Origin of the sequence: uncultured Jannaschia sp., assembly GCF_947494025.1 — a bacterium.
Taxonomy (GTDB): Bacteria; Pseudomonadota; Alphaproteobacteria; order Rhodobacterales; family Rhodobacteraceae; genus Jannaschia.
The window spans coordinates 1-19182 of record NZ_CANLTQ010000028.1 but is presented as its reverse complement, the minus strand read 5'-3'; the positions used below and the strand labels follow the sequence as shown (position 1 = coordinate 19182).

Genomic DNA, 19182 nt, shown 5'->3' with positions numbered 1-19182 from the left:
GCGGTCGCGATAGGCTGCCCCGACATCATCGGGAGGCGATCATCATGACGGGGCTGACAGATCCGCGAGAGCCATATGGACATGCGGGAGGCCGGGAGCTTGGGCGGGTGTTAGTGACCGGCGCGGGCGGGTTCCTCGGCGCGGCCCTGGTCGCGGAGTTGTGGGCGCGGGGGGCCGATGTCGTGGCCACGGATATCGGCCCGGTCGCGGCGACTGTTGATGGGATGATCCCCTGCGAGGTGACCGATTTCGACCGGGTCGACGCGGTGGTGAAAGAGGGGGCCTTCGCGACCATCCTCCATTGCGGCGCGGTATCGGGGCCGATGGTGATGCCGGACCGCCCGCTTGATATCTGGCGGATCAATGCGGGCGGCATAACCAATGTGCTCGAGGCCGCACGCCGCCACGCCGTGCCGCGCGTCGTGACCTGTTCGACCAGCGAGGTCTATGGCGACCGATCCGGGCGTGTCGACGAGACCTCTCGCCCGCATACCGCGTCGGTCTATGGGGCCAGCAAACTGGCGGGCGAAGAGGCGATGCTGGGCTATGCTCGCGAACACGGGGTCGATGCCATAGCCCTCCGGCTGTCCTGGATCTATGGGCCGGGCCGGCAAACCCCGACAACGCTCGATGCTCTGCTCCGCGCGACGATCGCGGGACGGGACTCCACGCTGCCCATGCCTGCCGATGCCTACACCCATTACCTCCATATCGACGATGCCGTGCAGGGTGTGATGTGCGCCGCCACCGCAGCCGACACCGGGTCGAGGATTTTCAACATCACCACCGGTTTGGGTGTCCCCATGGCCGATGTCGCCGAAACCATCATGGGCCTGTATCCCGGCGTGCAGGTGAAATGCGGCGCACCAAACCCGGCCGGGCGCGGCATCGCCGAGATCGACAACAGCCTCGCCGCCCGAGAGATCGGGTTCGCGCCCCGTATCGCGCTCGTCGATGGGCTGAAAAGGCTGTGCGCCGCGCTGGAGGATACGGCCCGGCTATAGCGGCGGGATCCAATCATAGACGAAACCCTCTCATAACCGTTTAGGGTTCTGTCTTTGGTTTTTGTCCGGGTCAACCTGTTGAAATTCGGTGGGGCAGGTGAGAGAGGTCAAAAACGGCCGATATCGGTGAAAAAGGCCGGCGGGCATGAATGACTACCCCCCAAGGGGAACAACGTTCTTGGGTGATGCTTTATTCTGCCTAATCTGCGGCGACGTAACTGTACCTGCAGAACGCTGTTCTATCGAAGCCCGCTGCCGATCGGCGCATCCGCCTTTTTCACCGATATCGGCCGTTTTTGATAAGGTGCCTGAAGTGCGACTCAGAAGTTTGTATCAGCGCCAACCGTGCGCCAGGCGTCCACTTCGGCGGTGAGCGCGGTTATCTTCGCGTCGAAACGCTTGAGCGCCTGCGGCCCGAGAATCAGATGGCCCGGCGGTGTCTTCGCTGCCAGCGCATCGCAGATCACCTTCGCGGCCTTTGTCGGATCGCCGGACTGATGGCCGCTGCGAGCGCGCTGCCCCTCGGCATGCTTGCCGGCAGTCTCGGCGTAGTCTGGGATGGTACCGCCGGCGAGGACGCTCTCGCCGCTGAAACCAGTGCGGAATGGGCCTGGTTCGACCGCAGTGACCCGAATACCGAGCGGCGCGAGCTCCTCCGCCATTGCCTCCGACAGCCCCTCCACGGCGAATTTGGTCGCACAGTAGAGTCCCCTGCCCGCCCCACCAATTAGCCCGGCGATAGAGCTGATGTTAACGACATGGCCCGCTCGGCGCATACGCATCCCTGGCAGCACGGTGCGGGTGACCGAGAGCAGGCCAAACACGTTCACGTCGAAAATGCGGCGGGCGTTTGCGTCGGACACTTCCTCAACGGCGCCGTACATACCGTGGCCGGCGTTATTGACCAGCACATCGATGCCCCAGCGTGCCTCCACGTCGCGGACTGCGGCACTGACTGAAGCCTCGTCTAACACGTCAAGCGTGAGGGCCAGCACCCGATCGGGATGTTCGACAGCGAGCGCGGCGCACGCTTCGGGACTACGGGCGGTCGCGGCCACCCGGTCGCCGCGCGCCAGAGCCTCGCGTGCAAGCGCCATGCCGAGGCCGCGCGAGCAGCCGGTGATGAACCAAGTTCGCATTTTTCATTCTCCCTTGCGCGGATCGGGAAGGTCGAACGGAGGCGGGCGCCGCGTACGCCCATCTCCGCCTCAACGGTCTCTGTGATGCGACGGCGCGGCGGCCCGAATCAGTCGAAAAGCGAGCGGGACAGCCGCAAGGATCAGCACCAGCCGCCACAGATGGTGGACAGCGATGAAAGCGACGTCGAGACGGAGGGCGAGCGCAATCAGAATCATCTCGGCAATCCCCGCCGGCGCGAATGCGAGCAGGATGACCTCGCCCGGCAGTCCCGTTCCAGCGCCGAGCGCGAAGGTGGCGAGCAGGGTGAAGGCCATGAGAAGCGACGTGACAGCGACACCTGCCGCGCCGGCCCTGAGCAACTCGTGCGCGTGCGCTCCGGCGAAGCGGCAGCCGATGGCTGCGCCGATCACGATCTGGGCGACAGCGGTGATCTCCACCGGCGGGCGGGCCGCGCTCCAGCCGAGCAGGTGGACGGCAGCCGTCACTATCATTGGGCCTAAGAGGAAGGACGCTGGCAACCGCAGCGCCCGCCCCGCGGCAGCACCTGCCAGCGCGGAGGCAAGGAACAGCGCGAGGTCTCGGCTCGTGACCTCGCTCGCACCCGCTCCGACTGCGACGAGCGCCGCCCCGTCGGGCGCTGAGGCGCGGAACCATGCAGCGATGATCGTCACGGTCAGTAAGAGCCGCGTCGAATGAATCAGTGCGATGGTGCGGTCGTCCCCATCGTTCGCTCTGCCAATAAACACCATCTCGCTCAGCCCGCCAGGCATAGCGCTGAAGAAGGCGGTGGCCGGGTCGTAGCCGCCAAGCCGGCGCAGTATGAGAAAGCAGCTCCCGCCCGCGATCACAACGTAGAAAGCGATACCGGTGAGCGTCAGCGACCACTCGCCGAACCGCTCGAAGGTCTCGGGCGTGTAGCCGCTGCCGATCAGCACGCCAAGCACCGCCAGCATGGCGTTACGCAGCGCCCCCGGCATCGTGACGGGGAGTCCCGCAAGCGCAGCCGCTGTGGCCGTGAACATCGCGCCGAGAAGCCATGGCAGCGGCATTCCGATCAGCGCGAAAACCCCGCCGCCCAGTGCACCCCCCCCGAGCGCAAGGCTGAGGGCGCCGACCTCGCGGCGGGTCAGATCACCTCCTCTTCGGCCAACGCTTCGATTTCGCGGCGACCGAATCCGAGAAGTTCACCGAGGACGTATTCATTGTCTTCGCCGTAGCAGGGCGCGCCGCGTTGGGTAACCCCGCCCACATGCGGTGGTGTGGCGCTCATCTTAACCGGCAGCTCCGCCACCGGCCACCGGCCAATCTTGGTCCCATCGACTTCGGTCAGCCACTTCAGCGCGGCGAGCTGGGGATCGGAATCGCAGCGGTCGGCGGCGGTCTGGCAGGCGCCCGCTGGAACGCCGGCGGATTGAAGGCGCATCATCGCCTCGTGCGAGTCTTGCCCTGCGGTCCAAGCGCCCACTGCGGCGTCAAGCGCGTCCTGATGTGCCAGCCGGTCTGCGAGCGTGGCGAAGCGCGCATCCTCGAGCCAGTAACGCCGGTCCGCCACTTCGGCGAGGGCGCGCCACTCAGGGTCCGAGAAGCAGGCGATGGCGAGCCAGGCGTCCTCGCCCCGGCAGCGATAGGCGCCATGCGGAGCGGCGGGCTTGTAGAATGAGCGGTTACCGATGCGCTTCCAGGCTCGCCCGTTCACCGACCAGTCGAGTACCGGCACGCCTCCGAGGAAGATACCGGATTCGCACTGGGAGGAATCCACACGCTGCCCTTCGCCCGTGCGTTCCCGATGATAGAGCGCGCCGAGGGTCGCCAGGGCAAAGCCGTAGGCACCAATCCAATCGAGATAGGAATAACCCCAACCCGCCGGCATCGCCGGCTCAGGCAGGCCCGACATATCCGAGGTGCCTGCAAAGGCTGCCGCCACCGGCCCCACCGTCCGGAAGCGCCCGTAAGTTCCGTGCGCGCCCATGCCCGACTGTTGCACATAGATGATGTCGGGACGCAGCCCCTGCATCACATCGTAACCGAGTCCCGCTCGGTCGAGCACGCCGGGCGAGAAGCCCTCGGCCACTACGTCCGAGAGGGCGACCATGCGTTTGGCGATCTCAAGGCCTTTGGGGTGGCGGATGTTCAACGACAGGCCGCGCTTGCCGGGATTCTTGTTGTTGAACTGGCCGCCCATATCGGAATCGGTCACGCCGGGCAGTGGCGTGTTCGCATTCTCGCGCGCGACGCGCCCGCCCACCGGCGCCATTGCAGCGAGACGCGTATCGGGATGGGCTTTCCACTCCACCTTGATGACCTCGGCGCCCAAGGCGGCCGCCATGCGCGTGCCGCCGGCCGAGGCGAGAAACCAAGAGAAATCGAAGATCCGCACGCCCTGAAGCGGGAAGGGCTTGCCGTGGGCCGAGAGCGTCGGTTCCGCAGCGCGGGGTGCGGCGGGCAGGCGGGCGGGCGTGGGTCTCAGGACTGAGAGGATTGTGTCAGTATCCTCGCCAAGCAGCGGTGCACGCCGGCCCTTCTGCCAGGTGGTCACGGTGCTGACCCACTTGCTTACTGGATAGACGACGCTGCGCCCTATCTCGGGATGTTCGATCTCGGCGAAGGCACCGCGCTTGAGCCAGTGGGGATCCAGCGCGTTCTCGTGCGGCTTGCGTAGCGGCGCCCAAAAGAGACCCGATTCCTGCGCCTCCTGCCAAGGCAGGTTGTCAAAGCTCCAGGCGCGCACGAAGCGCTGGATAGCTTCGAGCGCGCGCTCGGCCTCCGGATCGGTGGCGCCGGATCCAGGGATGTTGCGGGCGCTGAGATCGGCGCCCTCCTCTGGCGGAGTTAGCCCGTCGGCCATGCCATAGCGTTCGAGAAACGGTGCCAGCGCCGCCCGGTCGCGCGCCGAGACACCCCAGGCAATGCACCAGCGGCCGTCCTTGGTGTGGCTGATATTAGGCGTACGGGTTGGGTTCTCGGATGCGTGGCGGCAGGTCTGCCGGTAGATCGGAGCGCGGCGCATCACCCATGACATAAGATCAAGTTCGGTGTTCTTCGACACCGCCTCGTGCACGGCACACGACACCTCCTGCCCCTCGCCCGTGCGCAGCCGGTGCAGAAGCGCCGCTACGATCCCGAGGGCGAGTTGCTCACCCGCGATGTGGTAGGCGTGCCAGAGCTGCGGCGCGATGGGTGGCTGATCATAGTGGTCGTGCGGATCGCGGTCGTAACCGCAGTTCATCATCACGCCGCCAAGCGCGAGGTGCACCAGGTCGGACGCCTTGAAGTCCTTCCACGGCCCCACATCGCCGAACGGCGTCATGCGGGCGACGATCAGCGAAGGATCGCGTGCGAGCAACGCTGCGGCCCGCAGTGCATCAGGACGGCGGCGGGTCTCTTCGGTGGCGTCGAGAAAGACGTCGGCGCTGGCAACGAGATCGAAAAGCCGTGCGCAATCGGCCTCGTTCTCAGGATCGAGCATGACCGAACGCTTCCCGCGGTTGTAGGTCCAAAAATGCAGCGAGCGCTCGGGGTCCGGCGCGTCGTCCACGAAGGGCCCGATGGCGCGCGAGGGGGAGCCCCGCGGCGGTTCGACCTTGATGACCTCGGCACCGAGACCGGCGAGCAGCAGACCGCAGTACTCGCCCATCTCGTCGGCGATCTCGACAACGCGCAAGCCATCCAACATGCCGGGGCCGGCCTCGGCGAATACGCTCTTGTCTTCTTCTGTCATGTAAGAAACCTCGGAAAGAACGGAGGGAACCGGCACGGCGGTGACCGCGCCAACTCAGACATGGCAGGCGTGGGGGCCTACGGGTCAGGCGGCGTCAAACACCGGCAGAGTGATGTCCGGATAACGGTCGGTGAAAGTCACCTTCAACGCCATTCCGTGGCGGGGTGCCTCCTTCGCCGCGCCCACCAGGTTGCTGATCAGGCGCGGACCCTCCTCGAGTTCAACTTGGCAGACGTTATAGGGCAACTCCGCTGCTACCCCGTCCCAGTAAGCGCGGTGGAACACGACCCACGAGACGAGTGTGGCCCTCCCACTGACAGGCCGCCACTCGAACGCATCGTGCAAGCAGTATGGACAGCGGGGCGAGGGCGGAAAATGCGTCTGATCGCACTTCTTGCACCAAGGCAGGGCGAGCACGCGCTGGTCCGCCCTCTCCCAGAAAGGGGCGCTGATAGGATTGCGGTCGGGCAGCGGGCGCTGGATGTCGGGCGTCATGATCGGAACCTCTGGATTGGGAACACTGCCGCGCGGGGCGGATGTCAGGCGGCACGGTAGATGATGGAACGGGTGCAGGGAGTCGCAGCGACGTACTGCACCGTCTCACAGCCTGGCACCTGGCGCTCGCCGCACTCGCCGCGGACTTGGCGCACCGCCTCCACGTTGAGAGCCCAGCCCTGCATGTAGGAGTTCGACAGATGCCCACCGTCGGTGTTGGCCGGCAGCTTGCCGCCGAGGCCGAGCGTTCCGCCTTCCACGAAAGCGCCGGCCTCGCCCCGCTTGCAGAAGCCCAGCCCCTCGAGGCTGAAGAGCACAGTCGGACTGAAGTTGTCGTAAACCATCAGCGAATCCACGTCATCGTGCCCGATGCCGGCCATGCCGTAGACTTGATCGGCGACCTTGGTTAGCGGCTCGTACCAGAAATCGTGCTGGGGATAGGAGTAATTGACCAGCGCGTCCTGTGCCCCTACACCTGCCACCACAACTGGCTTCTTCTTCAGATCGCGCGCCCGCTCGAGCGAAGTCAGGATCAGGCAGACAGCCCCGTCGTTGATCAGGCAGTAGTCGAGCAGCCGCAATGGATCGCAGATCATTCGAGCGTTCTCGTGATCGTCTATGGAAAACGCCTCGCGCATCACGGCTGCAGGATTCATCACCGCATGACGGCGAAAGGCGACCGGCACCTCAGCGAGTTGGCGGGTAGTAGTGCCGTAACGTTCCATGTGCTCGCGGAACATCATGGCGTGGATCGCGCCCATCGAAGTGAAGCCCCAAGGGTCCCAAAAGCCCGGGCTCTCCTCGCCGCCGTATTGCACCCGGCGCGAGCGGCCTATGTTGGCGTAGAGAAGAACAACATAGTCGGTGTAACCGGCGTCGAGCGCCGCCAGCGCCTCGACGATAGAAACGCCAGACATGCGTCCGTGCGGAGGCACCTGAAGGGTCCAGCGCGGCTGGATCCCGAGGATCTCGGCCATGCGGCCATAGTGTGGCAGGCGGCAGACGGCCAGGCCGTCGATCTTGTCCTTCTCCAGCCCGCAATCATCGAGAGCGTCGGCGAAAGCGTCGGCGGCGAGGTGGAAGTCGTCCTTTTCGGGAAATTTTCCGTAGGCGCTCTGGCCCACACCGACAACGGCGTATTTTCCAGAGATGCTCTTGTCGATCATCGCGAATGCTCCTCAGAGAATTGTAAGAGTTGCGAGCTCACATCAGCAGCCCTTCGGGCATCTGAACGGAGAAGAAGCGCAGGAAGGCCCAGAGCACGGCGCTCTGGGCTGCGACATAGACGAGCGTGACCCAGAGCCGCGTGCGAAAGATTCGCCCAGTGACGAGCGCCAGCAACCCCGTGGAGATGATGAAGCCCAGCCAGCCGATGGCAAAGGTCGCGAGGGTGACCGCCGCGATCACTGCAAGAGTCACGGGCGTGAACTGGACGTGCTGCGCGTCCTCCGAATCCTCGTCGCCGTCCGTGTTCGGCCGTGCCTCTAACGCGAGACGCAGGACGCCCTTGAACAGCAGTAGCACGCCTATGGGGGCGACCATGTAGGCCGAGAGTGCGAAGGGAAAGCCGCCGCTGGTCGAAGGATATCCAAGCGTGATGACTGTGCCGGTCGCGCCGAGCGCGAGGGCGAAGGCGCCGGTCAGCAGGTCGGCATAGGGAGTGGGACGCATCATGAAACCCTCTGGCTGGATTTCGGGGACCAAATCTCGACCAGACTGGGAAGCAGGTTCTTGTAGAGGCCCCACAGCAAGATGGCCGCGATTATCAGCACCAGGCTCGCCGCGCCGGGCTGCATGAAGCGGCCGACGCCGCCGATCTGGTAGGCGAGCAGCAGCTCCTTCTCTATGGTGGGGCCGAGGATCGCACCGAGCAATACGTTGGCTACCGGCAGGTACATCCGCTCAAGCAGTACGGCAACGAGGCCAATGCCGAGCGTAATGTAAATCCCCTCCTCAAACCCCGTGGCGAGAAATGTGCCGATGGCCGAGAAAGCGACTATCGCCGGTATCAGGAAAGCCGGCTTGACCTTGGTCACATAGATCGCAACGCGGTGGAACGGCAGACCGAAGATTACAAAGAAGACGCCGGTGAAGAAGAGGCCGAGCAGAATTGTCCAGACCTTCTCGGGGTTGACGGCCATCATCTGCGGTCCCGGTTGCACGCCCGCCAGCAGGAAGGCCCCGAGGATCAGTGCCGATGCCGCGCTGCCCGGAATCCCAAGGGAGAGCAGCGGCACGATGGTGTTTGGCACCGCCGCGTTGTTGGCGGTCTCGGCCCCTGCCACCGCCTCAATGGAGCCGTTACCGAACTCCTCCTTAGCCTTCGAGGAGCGATACGCCTCTTGATAGCCGAGCCAGGACGACGCGACGGTGCCGAGACCGGGCAGTGCGCCGACGATTGAGCCGATTAAGCCGGTGCGTATGATCATGCCGCGATTCCGGCGGAAGAGAGAGAGGAAACGGCGGAACTCCTCGCCGAAGCCGTAATGCAAGTCCATCTCGCGGACCGCGTGGAAGTACTTCTCAAGCGTGGCGAGGCGGAAGATCTGCGGAATGGCGTAGAGCCCGACTATGATCCACACCAAATGAAAGCCATCCCAGAGCTGGGGGTAGCCCTCGACGAAGCGCACAAAGCCCGTATTAGGCTGCATGCCGACGGTCCCGACCAGCAGGCCGATGCCGACCGCCAGCAGTCCGCGCAGCGGATCAGCGCGCGACAGCGCCCCAGTACCCACCAGCGCCAGCGCCAGCAGCGCGAAGAGCCCTCGTTCGGCTGTGCCGAAGAGTGTGGCGAAGGTGATGAAGAGCGGCGTTAGTACCACCGCGCAAACAAAGCCGATCGTCGAGCCGATAAACGAGGCGTAAATGTCCGTGGATAGGACCTCGCCGGTTCGCCCCTTCATGGAGAGCTTGTAGCCCTCCATCGTCGTAGGCACGCCCGCGGCTCCGCCGGGAATGTTATAGAGGATCCCGCCTGTGCTCGAGGAGTAGGTCGAGGCCGCGTAGATGCCGATCAGCATGAGTACCGACGTCTCTGGCTCCATGCCGAAGGTAAAGGGCAGCAGGAGAGCCATCATCGAGACGCCGCTCACGCCCGGGAGGGTTCCTGCGATAAGCCCCAGCAGGGTGCCGAGGGCAATCCAGCTCAGGTTCATTGGGCTCAGAAGGATGAGCAGAGCATCTCCGATGCCAGTGTACATGTAACCTCCGGGCGCAGGGCCGTGAGCGGCTGAGACATTGAAGGAAGGCACGCGGGGTCAGTTACCGCCCCGCGATCCCGTATTTGAGCTTACTCGAGGTGCTCGTCGCGCAGCGGCAGGTACTCCTTGAGAAGCTCGTGCATCTGGTCGAGATTCTCCTGCGCCGTCTCTTGGTCACGCCAGAGGGCAGGCTCACCGAATTCGTCGCGCATCTTGATGAAATCCGGATCGTTCGCGGTCTGCTCAAAGGCGTGTTCGAGATACTCGATCCGCTCGGCCGGCGTATCGGCCTTTGCGAACACAGTAGCATAGCTCGCGCCGATCAGATCCAGCTCCTGACCCACCACCGACTCTACGGTCGGCCACGGGAACGGCCAATCTGCGGGCTTCTCCTCCTCCTTCAGACCTTGGGCGAGAACCTGAAAGTTCGGATGATCGATCATGTCGTTGCGCGACACGCCGATGTAGGCCACATCGAGATCGCCAGTTAGAAGGTCGGCCTGGGCGTTCCCGGAGGAGCTGTAGAATACCCAGTTCCACTTCCCGAGCGTATCGGTCGCCTGCATGAATTCCAGCATGTAGAGGTCGTCGGCTCGGCCTGGGCCGAGCGAGGCGAGGGTGATGGAGCCCGGTTCCTCCTTCACCTGATCGATCATTTCCTGGAGCGAGTCCCACTCCGAATCCTCCGGCGCTACGAAGCCAAGCACCGACCGTGCGAATTGGCCGATAGGGGTCCAGTCTTCCCAGTCCCAGCCGAGTCCGGAAGGCGAAAGTACCGAATGTGCGTGTGGGCCGTCCGAGCCGCTGGCGATCACGACATGCTGGCCGTCCGAGGGGCGGGAGTAGGTGAAGTTGATGCCCACCAGTGCGCCGCCGCCAGAGACGTTCTGAACCACAACAGGCACGCCGATGATGTCTTCCATGTTCGCTTGAAAGGCGCGGCCGCGGGCGTCGGTAAGGCCGCCGGGGCCATAAGGCACCACGATGGTGAGCTGGCGTTCGAGAAAGTTCTCTGGCGTGTCCTGAGCCACCGCAGCGGACATTCCGCCCCAAGCAGCCAGCAGGACGCCCGCCATCTTTGTTATGCGTCGCATATTTTGTCTCCCTTATTGGTTCAGTCCCGCTCCCTACGACCTTGCGGCCGTCTTGCTTTGCAGACAGGTGTCTGTAAGCGCTTTCATTGGTTCATACTGCGGCTCGCGTTGTCAACCTTGGAGTTTCCGTGGATGCATCAATCTAAATGGACGATACGAATGGATGAGAGATCAATCTGTTAAATCATGGAAAATAATGCAAAAAAGAGACAGCGACCGGGCAGGGCGAACATCAAACTCGAGGACGTGGCCATACATGCCGGTGTTTCTCCTGCCACCGTCTCCCGTTTTCTAAACAATCCCAAGGTAGTGAGCGAAGAGGCTAAGAAGCGTATCAAAGCTGCCATCGCCACTCTTGGCTACATGCCCCACCGGGCGGCGCGGGCGCTGGCATCGAACCACAGCCGGACCATAGGTGCGGTAGTGCCCACACTCGACAATGCGATCTTCTCTCGCCAAATTATGGCCTTCCAGAACCGCCTCGCGTTCAACGGCTACACATTGCTGCTGGCGGTCTCGGAATACGACGCCGATTCAGAGTTTCAGCAAGCGCGCGTCTTGTTGGAGCACGGTGTGGAGGCGCTTATGCTGGTCGGAGAACGACGGTCCGCAGAGTTCTACAGCCTGCTCACCCGTGTAGGCGTTCCCTTTGTCAATACTTGGCTTTACCGCTCCGATTCGATCCATCCCTGCTGCGGCTTCATTCATGATTCGACACAGCAGGTGCTGGTAGATCACCTCGTTGGGCTCGGGCATCGCCGGTTAAGTGTGATAACCGGCCAGCCCGAGAATAACGATCGCGTCGCAACGCGGCTGAACGCCATTGTTGCAGCACTTGAGTCTCATGGATTGGACCTCGATCCACGTTGCGTAATTAACACGCATTATTCCTACGCTGACGGGCGCGAGGCGCTGCGGCGGCTCATGGCGCTCGATGAGCAGCCGACTGCGGTCCTTGCGGGCAACGACGTGCTCGCTTCGGGCGTTCTTTTCGAGGCGCACAGTCAAGGTATTGACGTGCCCGGCCACCTATCGGTGACGGGCTTTGGCGATCTCGCCATCTCTGAGCACCTCTATCCGCCGCTCACTACGATCCGTACTCCGAAGGAGGAGATTGGAGAGGCCGCGGCCGACTTCCTGATCGCTCGTCTTGCCGGCCGCGAGACGCCCGATCGCACTGAGCTTCCGGCGCGCTTCTGCCTGCGCGCCTCCACCGGTCCCGCCGCCACACCGGCGCTGGCCCACGGCATTGGTGGCGATGGTTTTTGACGATTGCCCGGTCCTGATTTTACTCCAACCGTCCTTACCAGCTGCCTAGGTCGCAAAAGACGCGCGCGCCTTAATCCGTCCTTAGTCATCGGCGTGCCAGATCGAGATGCGCGAAGTTCCCCCTTTCGTCGCAACGGCCCTCACGGACAACGAGTTGACGTACTCAATCATCAAGCAGGCGTTCCCGCACGTCCGGGACCGGATGCGCGAGATCGCAGACGATGGATTGCGGTTCGCCTCCGAGGTCGATCTCGTCATCGGGGCGCTGCGCCTCGCCCGGCTACAGCAGGAGCGGGAGAAGAACGAAACCTTGAGGGTTCCGCGCCCCTCGCCGGCCTTTGCCTCGTCGTTGCAGCGAGACGAGGAAGCGGGGGTGCGCGCCAGGTTCCTGAAGCTTCTTCCCGAACACGGGGGAGATTTCCCGCTCAAGATACTTCTACGCCGGCTCCGTGACATGCTGGCGGGTCAGGCCGACAGCCGACATGGACTCCCTGCAATGCTGATCGCCCGCATGCCCCGCGAAGGCGTGGATATGCTCCTGTTGATGGCAGATATTACAAAAGGAGAAGACGAGGTCTTGGCGAAGGACCTGCAATCCTTCGCGCTCCATATTTTCCTAGTGGTGACCAAGGAAGATAAGGCAGCCGATCGCCTTTTCGAAGCGGCAAGTACGCCTGCCTGGACAGCCACGGAGGCCGATCTCGCAAAGTGGCGCGAGGAGCTACAGAAGGACGGCTATGCTTTCAGCCTCCCTACGCAGCAGGAAATCGATATCATGCGCGCGGCCGTCGAGGCGCGCCGGACCTGCAACAGGGATGGCGCGAGGCTTCTGGGTTGGGCGGAACGGTTTACGGAAGCGGACAAGGAAGCTCACGATCCCGGCGGTTGGCTACGTCATTTCACCTGGATGGGAGAGCGGAACAAGCGAGCCCTGATGTGGCTTCAGCGGGACTACTTGCGCAAGAAGGTTGGTCATTTCGATCCGCTCTCGATCCGCGACGAAGACCTGCCGCTCGATCTCGACCATATCGTGCCCCAGAGCCGGTTCGGTTATGACTGGAGGCATCGGGACAAGTATCTCTCGTCCGATCTGACCGTCGACGAACTTCAGAGCTTCAGGGATCACCGGCATCTCATCGGAAACGCCTTGGGGAATTTTCGTTGGCTCGACGCATCCGACAACAGAGCACGGGGTGACGGTCAGCTGGAAGACAGCGCGACAATGGCTGGAGATCATTACATCGACGATCCGACAGGTTGGAACGCTCTAATTCCTGATGAAAAGATATGGAGCTGGTCACGCAATGACGTGGCCGAGTTCCAGGCACGGATCGATCTCCGGACGCTGCCCCTCTGCCAAACGTTGATATCGGATCTCCCTGCCTAGCCGCCGGAGCGCTTGGTCAGGGTTTCGTCGATCAAGTTGCCATGAGTATCGAGACGCTTTCCGTGCCCCGCATTCTGGAGTCTGGAGCTTCGGTCCCTAGAGTTATCCTGGTTACCGGCTCGCCGGCGCCCCCCAGACGAGCGTTCCCGATCCGAGGAAGAACACGCCAAGACGGCTGACCCGTGCTTCGGGCCAGAGCGACCGGACGGCTGTTGCGTAGCAGTGCAGCTGTCCGAGGTAGCCGTCGAGGGCGTCGGCCGGGTCGCCGGGGGCGGGCGACTTGAAGTCGATCACCGCCGTGGCCTGTCCCGCCGCGTACCGCGCGACGAGGTCCGCGATGCCCCGCAGGGCACTGCCGTCGGCGGAGGCGACCTCGAAGGGTAGTTCGTGAAGCCGCTCGGACAGGCCATCGGCGTCGAGCGCGGCGACGAGTCCCGCAGCCTGCCCAGCAAGCGCCGCGACGGTGGCGTCGGCAAGGCCGGTTGCGGCGGACAGGGCGTCGCGCCGGTCCGGGCGCGCCATCAGGGTCCGGAGCGCGAGGTGCAGCACCGTGCCGCGGGCCTGTGCGCTCTCGAAGGCGTCGGGCGGCAGGGCGGGGCCGATGCGCTGAACCTGCAGGTTCCAGAGCGCGTCGCCTTCTGCGGCGGCGGAGGGGCGCAGGATGTGTTCGGGTCCGGGCGGTGGCGGCGCGACTAGGCGGCCGGGCTGGACGTAGGGGACAGGCGGCGGCGGAGCCGATGGTTCGTCGAAGGCCGCCGGCATGCCTTCGGGACAAGCGACGAGGCGCGCCGGGTGATGGCATCCCGTGACCGCGACGCCGCCGGGGGCGAGCGTGAGGCCTGCCTCCTCGCCGAGAAGGCGGAATAGCGTGTCGTTCTCGGGTTTCTCCCAGGCGGGCCATTCGAGGATCAGCCGGTCCCGGGCGCGCGTCAGAGCGACGTAGGCGAGGCAGCGTTCGGTGCGGGCGGCGTCGGGGCGGCGGTCGGTGGCGAAGCGCTCGGCGATCTCCGGGGCCGCGGCCTTGGGATGCCATCGGAGGCGGGCGCGGGACAGCAGGGTCGCAGGATCGTCCCAGCCTTCGAAGGCGATCCGCGGCGTGCCGGGGCGTTCCGCGACCGTCGCATCGAGGCCGGCCACGACGACCACGGGCCATTCGAGGCCCTTGGAGGCGTGCCAGGTCAGAAGCCGGACGCCGCGGCCGGCGGCGGCGTTCGGATCGGGGCGGCGGTCGGACCCGTCGCCGGCGGAGACGCGCACCGCCAGCCAGGCGAGGAACGCGCGGGCGCACCACCCGTGCAGGCCGGCGGCGGCGCGGGTCGCGGGGTCCGAGATGGCGAAAGCGCTGGCCTCGGCAGCGAGACGAGCGAGGTCGGCCATCGTCCGGTCCGGGTCCGGCAGCGCGGCCGCCCATGCGTCGATCCCGGCGGCCGCGCGCACCGCCGCGAGGGCGCGGGGCGCGGGCCATCCGTTGAGGGCGGGGGCCAAGGTGGCGAGGGGGGCCAAGGCGTCGAGTTCCGTGAACCGTCCGTCGGCGAGCGCCGCGAGGCCGTCCTCGAGCGGCAGGCGGGGCGGGCCGAGGCAGGCGAAGGTCAGGCCCGACAGCGTGTCCCTGGGATCGGCCGCAAAGGCCAGCGCCGCCCGGGTCGCCGCGACGGCGGGCGCGTCGTGCCAGCCCGTCTCCTCCACGTCCACGGGCACGCCAAGATCGCGCAGCGCCTGCGCGTAGGTCTCGACCTGGGAATGGGTACGGCAGAGCACGGCGATGTCGGGGGCCGCGGCTGGGCGCGGCGCGCCGGTGGCGCGATCGGCGATCTCGACCGGGTCGTCCAGCAGATCGCGGATACGCGTCGCGACGTGATGGTAGGGCCGTGCGCTCGGGGCCCGGCTCGCGCGGCCTTTGGCGATCTGCAGCACCTCGATCACCGGGTCGGCGCCGGTGGCCGTCCGTTGCGGCGCGAGGGGCGTGTAGTCGGCGAAGAGCCCGGCCCCGATGTCGTTGGCGAAGTCCATGATCCCCGGAACGGAGCGCCAGTTCCGGTCGAGCGTCGAGGCGGCGTCGGGATGCGCCCGGGCCAGCGCCTGAGACAGGCGTGGATCGGCGCCCTGGAACCCCATGATGGCCTGCTTGGCGTCGCCCACGAGGATCGTGCGGGGCACGGCTTCGATCAGTCGGGCGAGCAGGGCGAACTGCACCGGGTTGGTGTCCTGGAACTCGTCCACCACCACGCAGTCGAGGCCCCCCAGCATGGAGGCGAGCGCGTCGGGCATAGCTCTCAGTACCCGCTCGGCGCCCGCGATCATGTCGCCGTAATCGATCGCGCCGAGCCGGGTCTTGGCCTCGGCGTAGCGGGCGCGGACGTCCTGCGCGCCGCGGATCAGCGCTGTGAGATGGCGGCAGGCCTGGTTGCGGGGGCCGGGATGGCGGGGCAGGGCATCGGCCGCCGCCATCACGCCTTGAGCGAGATCGTCGTAGCCCTCGGGGGTGGGACAGCCGCGCTTCGTCAGGCGTAGGTCGCGCAGGGATTGCCACCAGGACCAGTCCGACAGGATATCTTGGTCCCGGATGCGGCGGAGCGCGCGGTGATCCGTCTCGAACGTCTTGCGGGGGCCGTCCTTCATGTCGGGCGTGGCGATGCCATCCGGAAAGGCGTCGAGCTGGCTTTGCACGGTCCGGCGCAGGGCGTCGTCGAGGGGGGTGCCGTCCGCCGCAACCTCGCCCCAATCCGCCGCGAGCGCCGCCGCGGCCTCGTTCGCCAGCGTCTCGTCCGCCGCGTAGTCACCCAGCCCGTCCAGCCGGGCGATCACGGCGCGCAGGTCGGCGCGGAACATGTCGGCCGCCGAGGCCCAGTCGGCCCCGCGTTTGACGGTCCGGTAGCCGAAGGACGCGAGGTCGGCGGTGATCTCCTGCAGCACGTCCGATTCCGCGATGGCCCGGCGCAGCAGGAGCTCGGCCTCGGCTGCTTCGATCATGCGAGGCCCGGGCGACAGGCCGGCCGCGAAGGCATGCTCGGTGACGATGCGGAGCCCGAGCGCGTGGATGGTGGAGACGTAGGCCCGGCCGATCGCCACCGCGTCGCGCGGGCGCCCCGCGTCGAGGAGAGCGCCGCGCAGGCGTTCCTTCAATTCGCTCGCGGCGGCCTCGGTGAAGGTCACGGCGAGGACGCGGTCGGGCACGACCTCCGCCGCCGCGATCCAGCCGGTCAGCGTGGTCTGAATGTGGTGGGTCTTGCCGGACCCGGCGCCGGCGCCGACGATCTGGAAGGTCATGTCCGGTCCTCCCAGAGGAACGCCGCGACGATCGGGTGGTCGAGCGCGTAGGCGCCGATCCCGGCCGCCTTCAGCCAGTCGCGATCGTCCATCCGGTTAAGGGCGACACGGCCCGACCTGAGCGCGGCGAGGTGCGCCTCGATCCGGCTCCAGGCCTCGGCATGCGTTTCGCTGGCGACCGTGCGGAAGCCGGGCGGCCCGTCGCCGCCGCCCACGAGCGCCTCCCCGTCGGCGAGCCCGAGATAGCCGGCCAGCGGCCGCGTCGGCAGATTTGCCGGTCCCTCCGCGGCGAGCATGTCGCCGTAGAGCCGGGCCTGCAGGTCCCAGCCGCCCTCGAGGCGCGTACGCCGCGTCCGCGAGCCGCCGCTCTTGTAGTCGATCACGATGGGCCGGCCGGACGCATCGCGCAGGATGGCATCGGCGAAGCCCCTTATGTCGAGGTCGAAGGCGGTCCCGGTCAGTGCCTGTTCGGTCGCCGCGATCTCGAGGCCGGCGTCGTCCAGGAGACGTGCCCAGCGGCCGGCCGCGTCCTTCAGTTCCGACAGAAGATGCGCGCGTTCGACCGTCCAGGCCGGTCCGGCGAGGAAAGGGACATCGGAGGCAATGGCCGCGTCAAGTGCCGCCGAAGCCGCGTCCCGAACGGCGTCGGGAGCGCGCGGCGGTCCGGGTGGGAAAAGGCGCTCGAAGGCAGCGTGCAGGACGCTGCCCTTGACGAGGACGTCGAGATCGTCGGGCGCCCAGGCCACGTCGCGCGCGCCCAGCTCTTCCAGCACCCAGCCCAGCGGTGAGACAAGCAGGCGCTCGAGGCGGGACGGCGATTGCGGCCGAACGGTCCCGTCCGCGTCGACCCGCAGGCCGGTCAGGTCGCGCGCGAGTTGCAGTTCGGGCGCCTCCGGCCTGTGCGGCGCGCCTTGATGCGGGCAGGGCGGTGTGACCCGTGCCGCGCAGGGCCAGGTCGCCGGGTGGTCCGGCAGATCCCGCACGAGTTCCTTTGCGGTCGTCCCCAGCCGGCGGGCAATGAGGTCGACGGCCGGGGCGGGCAGGAGCGGCGCGCCGGACCTGTCGCGCCGCGGCAGGACCAGGTCGATGCCGTCCGAGGCGGCCGAGAGCTGCCGCGTGAGGCGCGCGAGGCTCAGGTCCAGCCCGGTGCGCCGGCCCGGCAGGCGAAGCCCCGTGGCGGCCTCGATGGCCTCGATCTCGTGCTCGAGCCAGAAGACGCTCGCCGCCGGGGTATCCGGGTAGCGGTCGCCGGCGAAGCCGACCCCGATCAGACGGCGTACGCCCCGCCAGGGCACGCGCCCCGCCGGTAGGACGGTGATAGCTCCGAGTCGTCGGGCGGGCGGGTCGGTCGCCACGAGGTGGGGCCGCGCGGCGAACAAAAGGAGGTCCCAGTCAGGAGCGGCGTCCGATACCATTGACGCGCCGAGGTATGACAGCCGGACACCGATCTCGCCGCCGAAGAGACCGGCGAGAGCGCCGAGCGCTGCCCCGACCTCGCGTTCGCTCGAGGGATGGCTTTCAAGGACGGCGCGGGCGGCGTCGGTGGCGACGCGCAAGCCGAGCCCGTCGAGCGCCACGCGCGCCATGCCCGGGGCGGGCTTCCGGAGTGTCGTGAGGATAAGATGCACGGCCTCGCCGGCCGTGTCGCGCGCCGCGTCGCCCGGCAGGCCGGCGAGGCGGAGGCCGCAGGCCGCGAAGGCGTCCTTCACGCCGTCGAGCCATTCCGTTTCCTCCGGGATCAGGAGGCCGATCTCGTCCGGCGTGTCCACGATGCGATCGTCGAGGAAACGTTGTGCCATTCCGGCCGCGAGCGCCAGTTCGGCGACCGGATCGCGGACGGCGTGGACGGCGAGCGGGGGCCGCCCCTCGACCGGCGCCTCGGCGACGAGCGAACGTTGCAGATCCCGCAGCGCCGGATCGCGGCCGGCCGGGATGAGCCCGGGGATGGCGGCATGGTGCCGCGCCGCGTCGGGCGCGACGCCGTGGTGGTCCGCGAGGAGCGCGGCCAGCGCGAGGTCCGCCGCCGTGGCACCGGGGCGGGCGTCGAGCGGAAGCACGGGAAGCGGCTCGAGCGCGTCCCCGGCCTCGCAGGCCATCGCATGCGTGAGCGGGACCAGATGCTCCGGCAGCGTGCCGATGTCGCGCCAGAGGTCGCACAGGGCCTCGAGATGGCGGCGGGCGCGTCCGGGGGGCAGCCCTTCGGTTCGAATGCCGGCGGGATCGAGGCCCGGCGTCGCTTCGATGAGCTGCGTAAGCGCACGCGACACGGCACGTTGAGTCGCCTCCGGCGCCACGGCGAAGCTTTCGGCCCACGGGGCGTGGCGCGCCTCGGCCACGGCCTGCTCGACCTCGAACGGCGCCGGGCGAGGACATAGATAGGTCTCCGCCAGCAGGTCCGGCGTCACCGGCCGCACCACGCCCGTTACGAGATGGACACAGGAGACAGGGTCCAGTGCTGGCATCGATCATCTCCGCATGTGCGTCGGGTCCGCGTTGGGCCGGACTGGCACGGGGGCCTTGAGATTGGGTAAAGCCTCCTGTCTTCTTCGGATCGTCTATGCCGGTGATGCGGACGGCATCCCGAGAGCCTCCGGGGTGATCGAGCCCG

General features: G+C 66.5%; 13 protein-coding genes. 3 read left to right on the top strand and 10 right to left on the bottom strand.

Going from position 1 to position 19182, the window contains the following annotated elements:
• The first annotated feature begins 113 nt into the window (after positions 1-113).
• Positions 114-1004 (top strand): NAD(P)-dependent oxidoreductase, encoded by an 891-nt coding sequence (locus tag Q1B08_RS18020; protein ID WP_299821928.1) that lies wholly within the window; start codon positions 114-116, stop codon positions 1002-1004.
• 320 nt (positions 1005-1324) lie between these two features.
• Here Q1B08_RS18020 and Q1B08_RS18015 read toward each other — a convergent pair whose 3' ends face one another.
• From Q1B08_RS18015 to Q1B08_RS17980, 8 genes are all read right to left on the bottom strand, one after another.
• Positions 1325-2143 (bottom strand): oxidoreductase, encoded by an 819-nt coding sequence (locus Q1B08_RS18015; protein WP_299821926.1) that lies wholly within the window; start codon positions 2141-2143, stop codon positions 1325-1327.
• A gap of 69 nt (positions 2144-2212) precedes the next feature.
• Positions 2213-3274: an AbrB family transcriptional regulator gene (locus Q1B08_RS18010; protein WP_299821955.1), complete on the bottom strand. Its 1062-nt coding sequence runs from the start codon at positions 3272-3274 to the stop codon at positions 2213-2215.
• Positions 3271-5862, bottom strand: a complete 2592-nt coding sequence (locus tag Q1B08_RS18005; protein ID WP_299821924.1) for a CoA transferase — start codon at positions 5860-5862, stop codon at positions 3271-3273. The genes Q1B08_RS18010 and Q1B08_RS18005 overlap by 4 nt, the downstream gene beginning before the upstream one ends.
• Positions 5863-5946: 84 nt before the next feature.
• Positions 5947-6357, bottom strand: a complete 411-nt coding sequence (locus Q1B08_RS18000) for an OB-fold domain-containing protein (protein ID WP_299821922.1) — start codon at positions 6355-6357, stop codon at positions 5947-5949.
• A gap of 44 nt (positions 6358-6401) precedes the next feature.
• Positions 6402-7523 (bottom strand): thiolase family protein, encoded by a 1122-nt coding sequence (locus Q1B08_RS17995; protein WP_299821920.1) that lies wholly within the window; start codon positions 7521-7523, stop codon positions 6402-6404.
• A 37-nt stretch (positions 7524-7560) separates the two neighbouring features.
• A complete protein-coding gene (locus tag Q1B08_RS17990; protein WP_299821918.1) occupies positions 7561-8031 on the bottom strand; it encodes a tripartite tricarboxylate transporter TctB family protein in 471 nt (156 codons plus the stop codon).
• Complete coding sequence (locus Q1B08_RS17985; protein ID WP_299821916.1) at positions 8028-9557, bottom strand: tripartite tricarboxylate transporter permease; 1530 nt, start codon at positions 9555-9557, stop codon at positions 8028-8030. The genes Q1B08_RS17990 and Q1B08_RS17985 overlap by 4 nt, the downstream gene beginning before the upstream one ends.
• Before the next feature lie 89 nt (positions 9558-9646).
• The gene (locus Q1B08_RS17980) at positions 9647-10651 is read right to left on the bottom strand and encodes a tripartite tricarboxylate transporter substrate binding protein (protein WP_299821914.1); all 1005 of its coding nucleotides are present in this window, start codon (positions 10649-10651) and stop codon (positions 9647-9649) included.
• Positions 10652-10837: 186 nt separating this feature from the next.
• Here Q1B08_RS17980 and Q1B08_RS17975 point away from each other — a divergent pair, with 186 nt between their 5' ends.
• On the top strand, positions 10838-11920 hold the full coding sequence (locus tag Q1B08_RS17975; RefSeq protein ID WP_299821912.1) for a LacI family DNA-binding transcriptional regulator: 1083 nt from the start codon (positions 10838-10840) through the stop codon (positions 11918-11920).
• 106 nt (positions 11921-12026) lie between these two features.
• Positions 12027-13307, top strand: coding sequence for a hypothetical protein (locus Q1B08_RS17970; protein WP_299821910.1), 1281 nt, complete (start codon positions 12027-12029; stop codon positions 13305-13307).
• A gap of 111 nt (positions 13308-13418) precedes the next feature.
• Here the strand turns inward: Q1B08_RS17970 and Q1B08_RS17965 are convergent, their stop codons facing one another.
• Together Q1B08_RS17965 and Q1B08_RS17960 are read right to left on the bottom strand one after the other, a co-directional pair.
• Entirely contained in the window at positions 13419-16574 is a 3156-nt protein-coding gene (locus tag Q1B08_RS17965; protein ID WP_299821908.1) for a UvrD-helicase domain-containing protein, read from the bottom strand.
• Complete coding sequence (locus Q1B08_RS17960; RefSeq protein ID WP_299821906.1) at positions 16571-19036, bottom strand: PD-(D/E)XK nuclease family protein; 2466 nt, start codon at positions 19034-19036, stop codon at positions 16571-16573. The genes Q1B08_RS17965 and Q1B08_RS17960 overlap by 4 nt, the downstream gene beginning before the upstream one ends.
• Positions 19037-19182 lie beyond the last annotated feature (146 nt).